Below are 14,610 nucleotides of genomic sequence, written 5' to 3'. Positions count from 1 at the left end.
ACTATTCCAAGGAGACAAGCCATGAAGATCCAACGTCGACGCATCCTCTCCGCCGCGGCTGCCGCCGGCGCCACGGCCCTGTTTTCCTCGGGGGCGTCGGCCCAGGGCGGACCGCCGCTGCGCATCGGCAGCACGCTGGCCCTGACCGGCCCGCTGTCGACCACCGCCATGACCCACAAGCTGGTGGGCGAGATCTACGTGGAGCAGCTCAACCAGCGCGGCGGCCTGCTCGGGCGCAAGGTGGAGTGGATCGTCAAGGACGACCAGTCCAAGCCGGAACTGGCCCGCACGCTGTACGAACAGCTGATCACGTCCGACAAGGTGGACCTGCTGATGGGCCCGTACGCCACCGGCGCCATCCTGTCGGCGATGGGCGTCGCCCAGCGCTACAACAAGGTGCTGGTGCACCACACCTTCGGCATCCCGTCGCTGGCCAAGTACGACATGCAGTTCCCGGCCTGGTCGCTCGGCGCCGAGCCGCAGACCACGGTGCCGAACACGCTGTTCGACATGCTGGCCGCCTCGCCCAAGCCGCCCAAGACCATCGCCATCGTCACCAGCAAGTTCCCGTCGGTCCACTTCATGTCGCTGGGCGGGCGCGAGGTGGCGAAGAAGCGCGGGCTGCAGGAGGTTCTCTTTCTCGAATGGGACTTCGGCAACCGAGACTTCGGCCCGATCGCCGCCCGCGTCAAGGATGCCAAACCGGACCTGCTGTGGATCGGCGACATCGGGCTGGAAGGCAACATGCTGCTGGAGGCGATGAAGAAGATCGACTACGTGCCGCCGCTGCATTTCCACCTGTACCCGGCGCCCGGCCCGATGACCAAGAGCCCGGATGGCGCCAACGCCCTGGCCGTCACCATCTTCGAGGAGCACCCGCCCTTCACCAACAACCCGGTGGCCGCCACCTTCGTCAAGCTGTTCAACGAGCGCGCCGCCAAGGCCGGCCTGCCCGATACCTCGGTTGAAGTGCAGGCAGCGGCCTCCTATTCGGCCTGGCAGATCCTGGAAGCCGGGGTGCGCGGCGCCAACAGCTTCGACGACAAGGCGATCGCCGCCTACCTGCGCAAGAACAAGGTGGACACCATCCAGGGCAAGCTGCGCTTCGACGGCCCCGGCAACTACGGCGACGACCTGATGAAGATCAAGCAGGTGCAGGACGGCCACTGGAAGGTCATCTACCCGCCGCAATTCGCTGCGCCTGGCGCGACCCTGCGGCTGGCGAAGTAGGGGATGGCGCTGCCGAGCTTCAACCTGCTGGCGCAGTCCATCCTGTCGGGCATCTTCATCGGCGCGCTGTACGGGATGATCGGCCTGGGGCTGGGGCTGACCTGGGGCCTGCTGCGCCAGATCAACCTGTCGCACTTCGGGCTGGTGTTCCTGGGCGGCTACCTGAGCTACCACATGGCCACCGTGTGGCAGGTGGACCCGCTGCTGACGCTGGCCATCATCCCGCCGCTGTTCTTCTGCATCGGCGTGGCGATGCAGTGGGTGCTGGCCAAGTTCGAGATCTCGCCCTTCAACTCGCTGCTGGTCACCTTCGGCATCACGGTGATGATCGAAAGCGGCATCCAGGGCGTCTGGAGCGCGGACTACCGGCGGCTGGAGACGCACTACGGCAGCATGAAGTTCATGGTCGGCTCGCTCTACGTGCCGGTGCCGGAACTGCTGACGCTGGTGCTGTCGGTGTCGCTGTCGATGGCCATCTGGGCGGCGATGCGCTACACCGACCTGGGCAAGGCGCTGCGCGCGATGGAGCAGGACGGGCCGATCGCGGCCGCCTTCGGCATCAACCAGAAGGGCATGTCGCTGATGCTGGCCGGCATCTGCGCCGCGCTGGCCGGCGTGGCCGGCATCTGCCTGGCCCTGACCTTCACGCTGACCCCTTCGCAGATCTTCGCGTGGGTCGGCGTGGTGTTCGCCGCCGTCATGCTGGGCGGACTGGGCAGCGCGCTCGGCCCGCTGGTGGCCGGCATCATCATCGGCGTCAGCGAGGCGATCACGATGGCGGTGGCCGCGCCGTCGTGGGCGCCGATCGTCTCCTTCTCGCTGCTGATCGCGATGCTGCTGTTTCGCCCCGGAAAAGCATAGAACAATGAACAAAACGGTGATCGGCATCGTCGCCGCCGGCGCGATGCTTGCAAGCATTCCCTGGCTGGGCCTGCCTTCCTTCTACGAATCCTTCCTGTACCTGGTGTGCCACTGGATGATCCTGGCGCTGTCCTGGAACATCCTGTCGGGCTACTCCGGCTATTTCTCGTTCGGCCACGGCGCCTTCTTCGGCATCGGCATGTACACCACGGCCGGCCTCGCGGCCAACCTGGACGTGCCGTTCCTGTGGACGCTGCCGGCGGCCGCGGCGATGGCGGCGCTGCTGGGCGTGGCGCTGGGCGCGGTGGTGTTTCGCGTCAAGGCGGTGCGCGGCGAACTGTTCGCGCTGCTGACGCTGGCCGTCACCTTCGTGGTCGGCACCGTGGTGCTGAACACCCGCATCGACGGCGGACCGGGCGTCTACCTCAACTCGGTGGCGATCCCGATGATCGGCCCGACCGCGTCGTCGTCGATCTACCTGATGGCGCTGGCCGGGGCGGTCGCCACGCTGATCATTTCCTACAAGGTGCAGCGCTCCAAGCTCGGCATCGGGCTGTTCGCCATCCACGACGACGAGGACGTGGCGGAAGTGATGGGCGTGCCGACCTTCCGCTACAAGCTGGCTGCCTTCGCGCTGTCGTGCGCGCTGGCGGGGCTGGCCGGCGGCATCCACGCGCTGTTCGTGTCGTACGTGACGGCTGGGGAAACCTTCAATATCACGGTGCCGCTGACGGTGGTGCTGATGAGCGTGCTCGGGGGCACGCGCCACTGGGCCGGGCCGGCCGTGGGCGCGGCGGCGATCACCGGGCTGATCTATCTCTTCACCGCCGGCGACCACGCGGTGGCCGGCAAGGCGGCGGTCGGCGCCATCCTGGTGGTGGTGATCCTGTTCCTGCCCAATGGCATCCTGGGCGCCTTGCTCAAGCGCCGTGCCGGGCGAAAATCGGTGCCGCCGGCGCCCGCCACCGAACCCGAGGCGCCGATCGTCCGCGCCCCGGCCGGCGGCCGTCCGCTGCTGGAAGTGCGCGACCTGTCCAAGGCCTTCAAGGGCGTGCAGGCGCTGGACGGCGTCAGCCTGGAGGTGCGCGAAGGCGAGATCCTGGGCCTGCTGGGGCCCAACGGCTCGGGCAAGTCCACCTTCATCAACGTCGTCAGCGGCCACTATCCGGTCAGCGGCGGGGAGATCATCTTCGGGGGCCGGCCGCTGCAGGGCCTGCCGGCGCACCGGATCGCGCAGGCCGGCATCGCGCGCACCTACCAGATCCCGCGGCCGTTCGGCCACATGAGCGTGCTGCAGAACGTCTCGATGGTCGCGATGTTCGGCAGCGCGGCGCTGGGACCGGAGCAGGCGACGCGTGAAGCGTGGAAGTGGCTGGAGTTCACCGGCCTGCAGGACCGCGCCGACGCGCTGCCCGACGACCTCAACCTGCACCAGCGCAAGTTCCTGGAGCTGGCGCGGGCGCTGGCGGCGCGGCCGCGGCTGGTGCTGCTGGACGAAGTGCTGTCCGGCCTGACGCCGGGCGAGATCAACGACGCCATCGACCTGATCCGCAAGATCCGCGAGCGCGGCTCCACCATCGTTTTCGTCGAGCACGTGATGCGCGCCGTGATGGCGCTGACCGACCGCATCGCGGTGCTCAATCACGGCAAGCTGATCGCGCAGGGCCCGGCGGCCGAGGTGATGGCCAACGCCGACGTGGTCAGCGCCTACCTGGGGACCGGCCATGCTTGAAGTGGCCGACATCAAGGTGAATTACGGCGCGGCGCCGGCGCTGTGGGGCGTGTCGCTCAAGGTCGAGCCCGGCGAGCTGGTCTGCGTGGTCGGCCCCAACGGCGCCGGCAAGACCACGCTGATCAACGCCATCGCGGGCATCCACCGGGTGCGCGAAGGCCAGCTGCGCTTCAACGGCCGCGACATCACGCAACTCGCCAGCCACAAGTTCTGCCAGGCCGGGATCGCGATCGTCCCGGAGGGGCGGCGGCTGTTCACCGGCATGAGCGTGGCCGACAACCTGGAGCTGGGCAGCTTCATCGCCAGCGCCAAGGCCCATCGCAAGGAAACGCTGGCAACGGTGCTGGAGCTGTTCCCGGCGCTCAAGGCCAAGCTGCAGAGCCCGGCCGGCTCGCTGTCGGGCGGGCAGCAGCAGATGGTGGCGATCGGCCGCGCGCTGATGGCGCGCCCGCAACTGCTGCTGCTGGACGAACCGTCGCTGGGGCTGGCGCCGCTGATCGTGGTGGACATGTTCCGCGCCATCCGCAAGATCAATGCGCAGGGCACCTCGGTGCTGCTGGTGGAGCAGAATGTGGCGATGGCCATGCAGATCGCCCACCGCGCTTACGTCGTCGAGGAAGGGCGCATCGTCGCCGACGGCCTCGCGTCCGAACTGCTGGACCGCCCCGAGATCCGCCAGGCCTATCTCGGGCTGTGAGCCTCCCGCTCCTCACCGACCCCTTCTTCTATGCCGTCGCGATCCCGGCGGTGCTGCTGCTGGGGATCAGCAAGAGCGGCTTCGGCGCCGGCTTCGGCTCGCTGGCGGTGCCGCTGATGGCGCTGGCCGTCACCGTGCCGCAAGCCGCGGCGATGCTGATGCCGGTGCTGTTCGTGACCGACATGCTGGGGCTGGCGGCGTTCCGCAAGCACTTCGATCGCAAGCTGCTCCGCTTCCTGGTGCCCTGGGGCCTGGTCGGAACGCTGGCCGGCACCTTCTCGTTCAAGCTGCTGGATCCCCGGCTGGTGTCGGGCGTGGTCGGCATCTTCACGCTGGTGTTCCTGGCGCAGCGCCTGCTGTTCCCGCCCAAGCCGGACAGCCCGCATCCGCCGACCTGGCTGGGCGCGATCCTCACCACCATGTCGGGCTTCACCAGCTTCATCGCCCATGCCGGCGGCCCGCCGGTCAGCGCCTATGTGATCCCGATGCGGCTGCCGCCGCTGGTGTTCGCGGCGACGATGTCGGTGTACTTCACCGTGATGAACCTGAGCAAGTGGGTCCCCTACGCCTGGCTCGGCCTGCTGGACGTGCGCAACATGGCGACCTCGCTGGCGCTGCTGCCGTTCGCCTTCATCGGCGTGTGGACCGGCGTGCGGATGGCGCACCGCATCAAGCCGGTGTTGTTCTACCGGCTGGTCTACTGCGGCATGCTGCTCACGGGCCTGAAGCTGGTGTGGGACGGATTCGCGCCGCGGTGAACAGCGGCTGTCATGCCGGACGCGATCCGGCATCCAGACTTCCGCTGACCGATACCGTCGATCAAGAAGAAGAGGCCTGGCTTCTTTCTTGATCGACAGGCGCCGCTTTCGCCATGTCCGGATCCCGGCTCGCGGCCGGGATGGCAGGGGCGGGCGCATCGCCTGGCTCCCAGCCGGGCGGCCGGCGGCTGGCGCGCAGCTGCTCCTCGTGCTCGGCGCGTTCGCGCGCCATTTGTTCCTCCAGCTGCGCCCGGCCCTGCTTGACCACCGCGATGATCTTGGCGCGGTCCTTGTGGTGCGGGTACATCTTCTCGAACAGCGCGACGTTGTGGCGCCGGAAACGCATCGCCTGGCGCCGCGCCTCGTGCGGCGGATAGCCCAGCACCTCCAGCACGGTGCGGCCGCTGCGCAGGCTGGACTCGAACAGCTCGCGCTCCACCCGCAGCACGCCCAGGTCGCGCAGTTCGTTCCAGTGCGTCACGTCGCGCGCCCGCGCCACGATCTCCAGCTGCGGAAAGTGCTCCTGCGCCAGCCGGACGATGGCCAGCGATTGCCGGATGTCGTCCACCGCCACCACCAGGATGCGCGCCGTCGCCGCGCCGGCGGTGCGCAGCAGGTCCAGCCGGCTGGCGTCGCCGTAGAACACCTGGTAGCCGAACGAGCGCGCCGCCTCGATCATGTCGGCGTCGTGGTCCAGCACGGTGGAGGCCAGGCCCTGCGCGCTGAGCAGCCGGCCGATGATCTGGCCGTAACGGCCGAAGCCGGCGATGATGATCGGCGCATCCTGCGGTTCCGACAGTTCCTCCAGCACCCGGGCATGGCCGGCCATGAAGTGCGGCATCAGCAGCCGGTCGATCGCCACCAGCAGCAGCGGGCTGACCAGCATCGAGATCGCCACCGCGCCGATCAGCAGCGATGCCGTCTCCGGCGTCAGCACCCGCGAACCGGCGGCGGCCTGGAACACCACGAAGGCGAATTCGCCGCCCTGCGCCAGCAGCAGCGTGAACACCGGCCGGTCCTGCACCGGCAGCCCCATCAGCCGCGCCACGGCGTAGATCACGATGGCCTTGAGCACCAGCAGCGCCACCACGATGGCCGCCATCAGGCCGGGCGATTTGAGGATCACTCCGAAGTCGATGCTCATTCCGACGGCGATGAAGAACAGGCCCAGCAGCAGGCCCTTGAACGGCTCGATGTCGGTTTCCAGTTCCCGCCGGTATTCGCTCTCGGCCAGCAGCACGCCGGCCAGGAAGGCGCCCAGCGCCATCGACAGGCCCACCAGCTGCATCAGCGCCGCGATGGCGACCACCAGCAGCAGCGAGGCGGCGGTGAAGATCTCCGGCGTCTTGCTCTTGGCGATCCAGCGCAGCAGCGGCCGCAGCACCAGACGGCCGCCCAGCACGATGCCGGCAATCACGCCGACGATCCGGGCCCCGTCCATCAGCCAGTTGGCGTCGCCGGCGCCGTTGGTCTCGGGCGCGCCGGCCAGCAGCGGCAGCAGCGCCAGGATCGGGATCGCCGCCACGTCCTGGAACAGCAGGATCGAAAAGCCGGCCTGGCCGGCCGACGTGGGCAGCAGGTTGCGCTCGCCCATCACCTGCAGCGCGATCGCGGTCGACGACAGCGCCAGGCCCAGTGCGGCGACCAGGCCGACCCGCCAGGAGGCGCCGGCCAGCAGCGCCGCGGCGAACAGCAGCGCGGCGCAGCCCAGCACCTGGGCCGAGCCCCAGCCGAAGATCGGCCGGCGCAGGCTCCACAGGCGGCGCGGCTCCAGCTCGAGCCCGACCAGGAACAGCATCAGCACCACGCCGAACTCGGCGAAGTGCAGGATGTCTTCCACGTTGGTCACCAGGCCCAGGCCCCAGGGCCCGATCGCGATGCCGGCGGCCAGGTAGCCGATGATCGATCCCAGCCCCAGCGCGCGCGACAGCGGCACCACGATCACCGCGGCGCTCAGGTAGATCAGGCTGTTGGTCAGCCAGGCCGGGGCGTGTTCCATGGTCAGGCGCCGCGCCCCAGCGGCCGGTCGAAGGCCGGCACCTCGCAGGTCGGGCAATCGGCCAGTTCGTCCATCTCCGGCCAGTGCGGATAGCTGGCCAGCCGCTCGCGGAACACCGCCACGTGGCCGGCGATGTCCTGCTCGCTGGCGCGGTGGGCCCCGAACAGCACCATCGGCGGCAGGAAGCGCAGGCCGCACAGGGCCGCGGTCTGCTCGTAGGGCGGCAGGAAGGCGTCGAAGAAATAGCGGTTGTAGTCCTGCGGGTGGTACGACGCTTCCGAGCCGCCGGTGCTGGCCACCAGCCACAGGTCCTTGCCGCGCAGCGCCGTGCCGCTGCCATAGGCCCAGCCGAAGGTCAGCACCTCGTCGAACCACAGCTTCATCAGCGCCGGCATCGAATACCACTGGATGGGGTGCAGCAGCACCAGCAGCTGCGCCGCCTCGCAGCGGGCCTGTTCGCGCGGGACGTCGAACTCGTAGTCGGCGCTGCTGGTGTACAGGTCGTTGAGGTCGACCCCGGGCAGGCTGCGCGCCGCCTCCTGCAGCCGGCGGTTGACCCGCGACTCGCGCAGGTTGGGGTGCGCGGCCAGCACGTAGACCGGGGTGGGCGGCGTGGGTTGGGAGGGCTCATCCATACCGGTAACATAGCGCAACTGCGCCGCTCGCCGCAGCCCGTCCCAGAACCAAGGAGTTGCTCATGCCGGTCGTGGTTGTAGCCAATCCAAAAGGCGGTGTCGGAAAGTCCACCATGGCGACCAACATCGCCGGCTATTTTGCCAGCCAGGGGCATGCCGTGATGCTCGGCGATGCGGACCGGCAGCAGTCGTCGCGGCTGTGGCTGGGGCTGCGGCCGCCGGGCGCGCGCCCGATCGCAACCTGGGAGGTGGGGCAGGAACACGTCGCCAAGCCGCCCAAGGGCACCACCCACGTGGTGCTGGACACGCCGGCGGGCATGCACGGGGCGCTGGCGCGCGAGGTGCTGCGGCTGGCCGACAAGGTCGTCGTGCCGCTGCAGCCCAGCGTGTTCGACATCTTCGCCACCCGCAGCTTCCTGGACGAGATGGCCGAGCACGCCAAGGCCTCGAAGCTGCAGGTGGGCATCGTCGGCATGCGGGTCGACGAGCGCACCATCGCCGCCGACAAGCTGCACGAGTTCGTCGACAGCCTGGGCCTGCCGGTGCTGGGCTACCTGCGCCAGACCCAGAACTACATCCAGCTGGCCGCCCGCGGCCTGACGCTGTTCGACGTCGCGCCCGGCCGGGTCGAGCGCGACCTGGAGCAGTGGAAGAACATCTGCAAGTGGCTGGACCGCTAGCGCTGTCCCGCACCGGTCAGCGCGCGCCCGCACCCGGGCGCTAAAGTGCGGGCATGAAAACCTTCGAACATCTGTCCGAGCTGGCGGCCCTGGTCGGCCAGGAAGTCGCCGTCAGCGACTGGATCGCGGTCACGCAGGAACAGGTCAACCTGTTCGCCGAGGCCACCGGCGACCACCAGTGGATCCACGTCGACGTCGAGCGCGCCACCGCCGGGCCGTTCGGCGCGCCGATCGCCCACGGCTTCCTCACGCTGTCGATGCTGCCGAAATTCTTCGAGAACGCGATGGAGATCCGCAACACCCGCATGGGCGTGAACTACGGCCTGAACAAGGTGCGCTTCACCTCGCCGGTGCCGGTGGGCAGCCGGCTGCGCGGCCGCCTGAAGCTGCTGGCCTGCGAGCCGGTCGACAACAACGGCATGCAGCTGACCTGGCAGGTGACCGTCGAGCGCGAAGGCTCGGACAAGCCGGCCTGCGTCGCCGAATCGGTGGCGCGCCGCTACGTCTAGCGCCACGGCGCGCCTGCGGCGACGAAAAAACCCGCCGGGATCGCTCCCGGCGGGTTTTTTTCTGCGCGTCCGGTTGCGGGACGCGGGGGCCTTACATGGCGCCGGCTTCGCCAGAGGAGATCTGGCCCAGGCGCAGGGCCTTGGCGGCTTGGGCGCGCACTTCGGCGCGGGTGGTCGTCGAGTGCACGGCCACGTTGCCCAGGGCGGCCAGGTCCTGGCTGCGGTCGCCGGTGGCGGCAACCGCCTCGGCCTTCACTTCGGCGCGGGTGCGCTGGCCGGTGGCCTGGCCGGCGTACTGCGAGCCGTCTGCCTCGTCGGCATGGGCTGCCACGTTGGCGAAGGCGGCCAGCAGGGCGAAGGTGGAGACGGCGGCGAATTTCGATGCGTTCATGATGGTTCCTGTCGATTGGAGAGTGGATGAATTTCCGGGCATGGGGGGCTCATTGGGGTCCCTCTTGTCCAGCTCGGTGAGTCGTCTTGCTTGACATCGGCTCATCGATGCAGTGAATGTATTCTTATCATTCGCATCAAAAAACAGCACTGGCGGCAATTGGCTGTTGCTGGATCGGCAATAATCGCGTCACTTCAAGGGGGCTTCGATGGACCGGTTGCAGTCGATGCGGGTGTTCCAGGCGGTGGTGGACGAGGGCGGCTTCGCGGCGGCGGCGCGCAAGCTGGACCTGGCGCCGGCGGTGGTGACCCGGCTGGTGACGGACCTGGAGCAGCACCTGGGCGTGCGGCTGCTGCAGCGCACGACACGGCGGTTGTCGCTGACCGACGCCGGCCAGGCCTACCTGGCGCGGCTGCGGTCGATCCTGGGCGACATCGACGAGGCGCACGGCGCGGCCCAGTCCCACACCCACCAGATGGCCGGGACGCTGCGCATCCTGGCGCCGCCGGTGGCCGCGGCCCACATGGTGGCGCCGCTGGTGGCGGGGTTCCGGCGGCTGCACCCGGGCGTGACCTTCGACATCGACGTCGACGACAGCCCGCACCCGGCGGTGCACGAGTACGACCTGGCGGTGCTCAGCGGCGCGGTGCAGGTGGACGCCGACGTGATCGTGCGCACCATCATCCTGAGCCAGGCGGTGTTCTGCGCATCGCCCGCCTACCTGCGCCGCAACGGCACGCCCAAGCAGCCGCAGGACCTGCTGCAGCACCAGTGCCTGCGGCTGCGCACGCGCGGGGCGCGGCTGCGGCCGATGACGCTGATCGACCCCAGCCGCGACGACCTGGCCATCGAGCTGGACCTGCCGGCGGTGATGACGGCCAACCACACGGACACGCTGCTGCGCGCCGCGCTGGACGGCGCCGGCATCAGCAGCCAGCCGGTGGATCTGCTGGCGCCCCTGCTCAAGACCGGGCAGCTGCGGCGGGTGCTGGCGCCGTGGATCACCAACCGGCTGAGCATGGTGGCGGCGCTTCCCAGCCGCAAGTTCATGCCGCTGCGCACCCGCGCCTTCGTCGACTACCTGGTGGAGCAGACCCGGCTGGCGGTGGCGGGGCTGGGCCGCAATGCGCCGCCGGCGCCGGGCGGCGAGTGAGCTAGGGCTGCGGCGTGGCGAAGCCGTGCTGCCGCCAGGCCTCGAACACGGTGACCGCCACGGCGTTGGAAAGGTTCAGGCTGCGCTGGCCGGCGCGCATCGGCAGCCGCAGCCGCTGCTGCGGCGCGAACGATTCGCGCAGCGCCGGCGCCAGTCCGCGCGTCTCCGAGCCGAACACCAGCCAGTCGCCGGCGGCGAACGCCACGTCGTGCACGGCGCGCGTGCCATGCGTCGTCAGCGCGAACATCCGCTCGCGCGCGGGCCGGCAGCCGGCGACGAAGGCGTCCCAGCCGGCGTGGCGCAGCACGTCGGCGTACTCGTGGTAGTCGAGCCCGGCCCGGCGCATGTAGCGGTCCTCCATCGAGAATCCCAGCGGCTCCACCAGGTGCAGCGTGCAGCCGGTGTTGGCCGCCAGCCGGATCACGTTGCCGGTGTTGGGCGGGATCTCGGGCTCGACCAGGACGATGTTGAACATGGGCGGCTATTGTGGCGCCGCCGGGTCTGCCGGTTCGTCGGTGCGCGCCAGCACGATCGCGGTGATGTGCGCGGCGCCGGCCTGGCGCAACGCGCCGGCCGCCGCGAACAGCGAGGCGCCGCTGGTCATCACGTCGTCCACCAGCACGACACGGCGGCCTTCGACCTGGGCGACGGCCAGCGGCTCGACCGCAAAGGCACCCTTGACGTTGCGCAGCCGCTCCCCGAGCCCCAGTTCGGCCTGCGACGCCGTGTTGCGCACGCGCAGCAGCAGGTCGGCGCGGGTCTTGGCCGGCGCCAGCGCGCGCGCCAGTTCCAGCGCCTGGTTGAAGCCGCGCTCGGCCAGGCGCTCGCGCGCCAGCGGCAGCGGCAGCACCAGGTCGGCCTCCTCCAGCGCAGGCTCGATCCATGGGGCGCTGCGCAGCAGGCTCGCCAGCGGCCGGGCCCAGCCGGGCTGGCCATGGAACTTGAATTGCGCGATCAGCCCCGACCACGGGTAGCCGTAGCTCACGGCCGCCAGGCAGCGGTCCAGCGGCGGCGGCTCGCGCAGGCAGCGGCCGCAGCGCTCGATACCGGCCGGCACCGGCAGGGCGCATCCCAGGCAGCGCGGTTGCGGCTGGCCGAAGCGCACGACGCAGGCCTCGCAGACCGGCTGGGCCGGCCAGGAGCGGCACACGGCGCACTGGCCCGGCGTGGCCGCTTTCAGCCCTTCGATCCAGTCGCGCAGCATCGGCTCAATATACTCGTCGCATCCGCCCGTCTGCCGCTGGCCTGATCCGAAGAAGTTCGCCGCATGGCCACCGACCGCCCACCCACCATCGACCCCGTCGCCGCCGCCCACTGGGAGCAGGTGGCGCCCCGCCGCTCGCCATGGCTGCACGAGGAAGTGGGGCGCCGCATGGAAGACCGGCTGCAGTGGATCAAGCTGCAGCCGGCGGCCTGGGCCGACTGGGAGCCGGTGCGTGGCGGGCTGCAGGCGCACGCGCTGGTGGCGGCGCGCTACCGCGACGCCGAGTGCTTCGTCGCCGCGGCCCGGCCGGAGGTGGCGGCCGCGGCGCTCAAGGCGATCGCGCTGCCCTGGTGGCGCCGGATCGGCGTGCCGGCGCCGCGCATCGGGCCCTTGCCCGACGGCCAGGCCCGGATGCTGTGGGCCAACATGGCGCTGCACCTGTCGGCCGATCCGCAGGCGCTGATCGCGCAGTGGCAGCGCGCGCTTGCGGTCGACGGCTTCCTGATGTTCTCCTGCCTGGGGCCCGACAGCCTGCGCGAGCTGCGCAAGGTCTATGTCGCCATGGGCTGGCCGCCGCCGGCGCACGAGTTCACCGACATGCACGACTGGGGCGACATGCTGGTGGCGGCGGGTTTTGCTGAGCCTGTGATGGACATGGAGCGCATCACGCTGACCTGGGATTCGCCGGTCAAGCTGCTGGCGGAACTGGCCGACCTGGGCAGCAACCTGCATCCGCAGCGCTTTGCGGCGCTGCGCGGGCGGCGCTGGCGGGCCGAACTGGAGCAGGCGCTGGTGGCGGAGCTGGGCGGCGTCGACGGCCGGCTGGCGCTGACCTTCGAAATCATCTACGGCCATGCCCTGAAGCCGGCGCCGCGGGTGCGGCTCAGCGGCGAGAGCGCGGTCTCCCTCCAAGACATGCGCACGCTGCTGCAGGCGGACAAAGGCCGGCGCGGCCAGCCGCCGGGGCCCGGCTGAGGCCGGGGTAACCCGAGCTACAATCCGCGGTTGATTCTTAGAGCGTTCACCTGTGTCGAACCCGGTTTTTCGCTTCGCCACTGTCCAGGGCCAGAACATCCACTGGTTTTTGCAGCGCAACTGCTCGGTCACGCCGGCTCAACTGGCGTGGCTGTACGTGTCGCTGTGCGCGGTGTCGCTCGGGATCGGGGTTGTTTTCTGGTGGCATGGGGCGACGCTGGTGCTTCCTTTCGCCTGGATCGAGCTGGTCGCCGTCGGCGCCGCGTTCGTCGTGTACGCGCGGCACGCGGCGGACGGCGAGCGGATCTCCCTGCAGGGCCGCCAGCTGGTGGTGGAGCTGGAGAACGCCGGGCGGCTGGAGCGGGCCGAGTTCGACCGCGAATGGGTCCGCGTGGAGCCCAGCGCGGCTGACCGCTCGCTGATCGAGGTATCGGGCCGGGGCCGCTCGGTGAACGTGGGGCGCTACGTGCGGCCGGAGTTGCGGCCGGCGCTGGCGCAGGAAATTCGAAGGGCCCTGCGCGATGGCGCGTGAGGGCGTCCGGCGTGCCGCGAGGCCGACGGGGATTGGTTCATTAGAGGCTTAAGGCACAGTCAAGACTATGAAGAGCATTTCCAACAAGCTGGCTTCGCTGACGCTCCTGGCGGGCACGTTCAACGCAGCCGCCTGGGCGACGGGAGACCTGCCGGGAGGCCCGGCAGTGCGCCAGCTGAATCTGCACCCGCCGGTCACCCGGATCGCCGTGGAGCAGCAGTGGCTGCACTGGTTCATGATGATCACCTGCCTGGTGATCTTCCTGGCGGTGTTCAGCGTGATGTTCTATTCGATCTGGAAGCACCGCAAGTCCAAGGGCCACAAGCCGGCCAACTTCCACGAGTCGGTGACGGTGGAAGTGATCTGGACCATCATCCCCTTCATCATCGTGATCCTGATGGCGCTGCCCGCCACCAAGGTGCTGGTCGCCTCCAAGGACACCACCAATTCCGACCTGACCATCAAGGCCACCGGCTACCAGTGGAAATGGGGCTACGACTACATCACCGGCGAAGGCCAGGGCGTGTCGTTCCTGTCCACGCTGGACCCGACCCATCGCGAGATGTCCAACGAAGGCGCCAAGGGCGACATCCCGGACAACTACCTGCTCAAGGTCGACAACCCGCTGGTGGTGCCGGTCAACAAGAAGGTCCGCATCATCACCACCGCCAACGACGTGATCCACTCGTGGGGCGTGCCGGCCTTCGGCGTCAAGCAGGACGCCATCCCCGGCTTCGTGCGCGACACCTGGTTCCGCGCCGAGACGCCGGGCGACTATTACGGCCAGTGCTACGAGCTGTGCGGCAAGGAGCACGCCTACATGCCGATCCACGTGAAGGTGCTGTCGGCGCAGGACTATACGGCCTGGGTCGGCGGCGAGATGAAGAAGATGGCAGCCAAGCTGGACGACCCGGCAAAGGTCTGGGACCTGCCGTCCATCATCGCGCGCGGCGAGAAGGTCTATGCGGCCAACTGCGCCGCCTGCCACCAGCCCAACGGCAAGGGCGCCGGCCCGATCCTGCCGCTGGACGGCTCGCCGATCGTCAACGATCCCGACAAGACCAAGCAGATCCACGTGGTGCTGAACGGCCGCATCTCGGCGACCGGCCAGATGCCGTCGTGGAAGCAGCTGTCTGACACCGACATCGCCGCCGTGATCAGCTATACCAAGAACAACTGGTCCAACAAGACCGGGCAGCTGGTGCAGCCGGCCGAAGTCCTGGCCCAGCGTGGCAAGTAAGCCGCAAAGTATCG

The 14,610-nt window shown here is 69.4% G+C and carries 16 protein-coding genes; 11 read left to right on the top strand and 5 right to left on the bottom strand.

Features of this window, described 5'->3' with window-relative positions; translation table 11 throughout:
* Positions 1-21: 21 nt before the first annotated feature.
* The 5 genes from ACFPOE_RS00675 to ACFPOE_RS00655 are packed head-to-tail and all read left to right on the top strand — an operon-like array spanning position 22 to position 5,278.
* Positions 22-1,230, top strand: a complete 1,209-nt coding sequence (locus ACFPOE_RS00675; RefSeq protein ID WP_376848067.1) for an amino acid ABC transporter substrate-binding protein — start codon at positions 22-24, stop codon at positions 1,228-1,230.
* 3 nt (positions 1,231-1,233) lie between these two features.
* The gene (locus tag ACFPOE_RS00670; RefSeq protein ID WP_376848066.1) at positions 1,234-2,091 is read left to right on the top strand and encodes a branched-chain amino acid ABC transporter permease; all 858 of its coding nucleotides are present in this window, start codon (positions 1,234-1,236) and stop codon (positions 2,089-2,091) included.
* A gap of 4 nt (positions 2,092-2,095) precedes the next feature.
* Complete coding sequence (locus tag ACFPOE_RS00665) at positions 2,096-3,823, top strand: branched-chain amino acid ABC transporter ATP-binding protein/permease (protein WP_376848065.1); 1,728 nt, start codon at positions 2,096-2,098, stop codon at positions 3,821-3,823.
* Entirely contained in the window at positions 3,816-4,520 is a 705-nt protein-coding gene (locus ACFPOE_RS00660; RefSeq protein WP_376848064.1) for an ABC transporter ATP-binding protein, read from the top strand. Before ACFPOE_RS00665 ends, ACFPOE_RS00660 begins: the two co-directional genes overlap by 8 nt.
* Positions 4,517-5,278, top strand: coding sequence for a sulfite exporter TauE/SafE family protein (locus ACFPOE_RS00655; protein ID WP_376848063.1), 762 nt, complete (start codon positions 4,517-4,519; stop codon positions 5,276-5,278). Before ACFPOE_RS00660 ends, ACFPOE_RS00655 begins: the two co-directional genes overlap by 4 nt.
* A 61-nt stretch (positions 5,279-5,339) precedes the next feature.
* Here ACFPOE_RS00655 and kefC read toward each other — a convergent pair whose 3' ends face one another.
* Positions 5,340-7,277 carry a glutathione-regulated potassium-efflux system protein KefC gene (kefC, locus tag ACFPOE_RS00650; RefSeq protein ID WP_376848062.1) on the bottom strand — a complete coding sequence of 646 codons (1,938 nt, stop codon included), beginning with the start codon at positions 7,275-7,277 and terminating at the stop codon, positions 5,340-5,342.
* Between the two features lie 2 nt (positions 7,278-7,279).
* Positions 7,280-7,912 (bottom strand): glutathione-regulated potassium-efflux system oxidoreductase KefF, encoded by a 633-nt coding sequence (gene kefF, locus ACFPOE_RS00645; protein ID WP_376848061.1) that lies wholly within the window; start codon positions 7,910-7,912, stop codon positions 7,280-7,282.
* Between the two features lie 62 nt (positions 7,913-7,974).
* On the opposite strand from kefF, the gene ACFPOE_RS00640 reads away from it, so the two are divergent.
* Both ACFPOE_RS00640 and ACFPOE_RS00635 read left to right on the top strand, forming a co-directional pair.
* Entirely contained in the window at positions 7,975-8,592 is a 618-nt protein-coding gene (locus tag ACFPOE_RS00640) for a nucleotide-binding protein (RefSeq protein ID WP_376848060.1), read from the top strand.
* A gap of 53 nt (positions 8,593-8,645) precedes the next feature.
* A complete protein-coding gene (locus ACFPOE_RS00635) occupies positions 8,646-9,101 on the top strand; it encodes a MaoC family dehydratase (protein ID WP_376848059.1) in 456 nt (151 codons plus the stop codon).
* 91 nt (positions 9,102-9,192) lie between these two features.
* Here the strand turns inward: ACFPOE_RS00635 and ACFPOE_RS00630 are convergent, their stop codons facing one another.
* On the bottom strand, positions 9,193-9,492 hold the full coding sequence (locus ACFPOE_RS00630; RefSeq protein WP_376848058.1) for a DUF4148 domain-containing protein: 300 nt from the start codon (positions 9,490-9,492) through the stop codon (positions 9,193-9,195).
* Between the two features lie 208 nt (positions 9,493-9,700).
* Between ACFPOE_RS00630 and ACFPOE_RS00625 the strand changes: the two genes are divergently transcribed.
* Entirely contained in the window at positions 9,701-10,645 is a 945-nt protein-coding gene (locus ACFPOE_RS00625) for a LysR family transcriptional regulator (RefSeq protein ID WP_376848057.1), read from the top strand.
* A 1-nt stretch (position 10,646) separates the two neighbouring features.
* On the opposite strand, the gene trmL is transcribed toward ACFPOE_RS00625, so the two are convergent.
* Both trmL and ACFPOE_RS00615 read right to left on the bottom strand, forming a co-directional pair.
* Complete coding sequence (gene trmL, locus ACFPOE_RS00620) at positions 10,647-11,120, bottom strand: tRNA (uridine(34)/cytosine(34)/5-carboxymethylaminomethyluridine(34)-2'-O)-methyltransferase TrmL (RefSeq protein WP_376848056.1); 474 nt, start codon at positions 11,118-11,120, stop codon at positions 10,647-10,649.
* Positions 11,121-11,126: 6 nt separating this feature from the next.
* Entirely contained in the window at positions 11,127-11,849 is a 723-nt protein-coding gene (locus ACFPOE_RS00615) for a ComF family protein (protein ID WP_376848055.1), read from the bottom strand.
* 63 nt (positions 11,850-11,912) lie between these two features.
* Here ACFPOE_RS00615 and ACFPOE_RS00610 point away from each other — a divergent pair, with 63 nt between their 5' ends.
* From ACFPOE_RS00610 to coxB, 3 genes are all read left to right on the top strand, one after another.
* Positions 11,913-12,824, top strand: a complete 912-nt coding sequence (locus ACFPOE_RS00610) for a methyltransferase domain-containing protein (protein WP_376848054.1) — start codon at positions 11,913-11,915, stop codon at positions 12,822-12,824.
* A gap of 52 nt (positions 12,825-12,876) precedes the next feature.
* Entirely contained in the window at positions 12,877-13,356 is a 480-nt protein-coding gene (locus ACFPOE_RS00605) for a DUF2244 domain-containing protein (protein ID WP_376848053.1), read from the top strand.
* Between the two features lie 67 nt (positions 13,357-13,423).
* Complete coding sequence (gene coxB / locus ACFPOE_RS00600) at positions 13,424-14,596, top strand: cytochrome c oxidase subunit II (protein WP_376848052.1); 1,173 nt, start codon at positions 13,424-13,426, stop codon at positions 14,594-14,596.
* The last annotated feature ends 14 nt before the right edge of the window (positions 14,597-14,610 follow it).

The sequence above is a fragment of the Caenimonas terrae genome, assembly GCF_042655405.1.
Classification (GTDB): domain Bacteria; phylum Pseudomonadota; class Gammaproteobacteria; order Burkholderiales; family Burkholderiaceae_C; genus Ramlibacter; species Ramlibacter terrae_A.
This window is presented reverse-complemented; position numbering and strand designations above follow the sequence as displayed.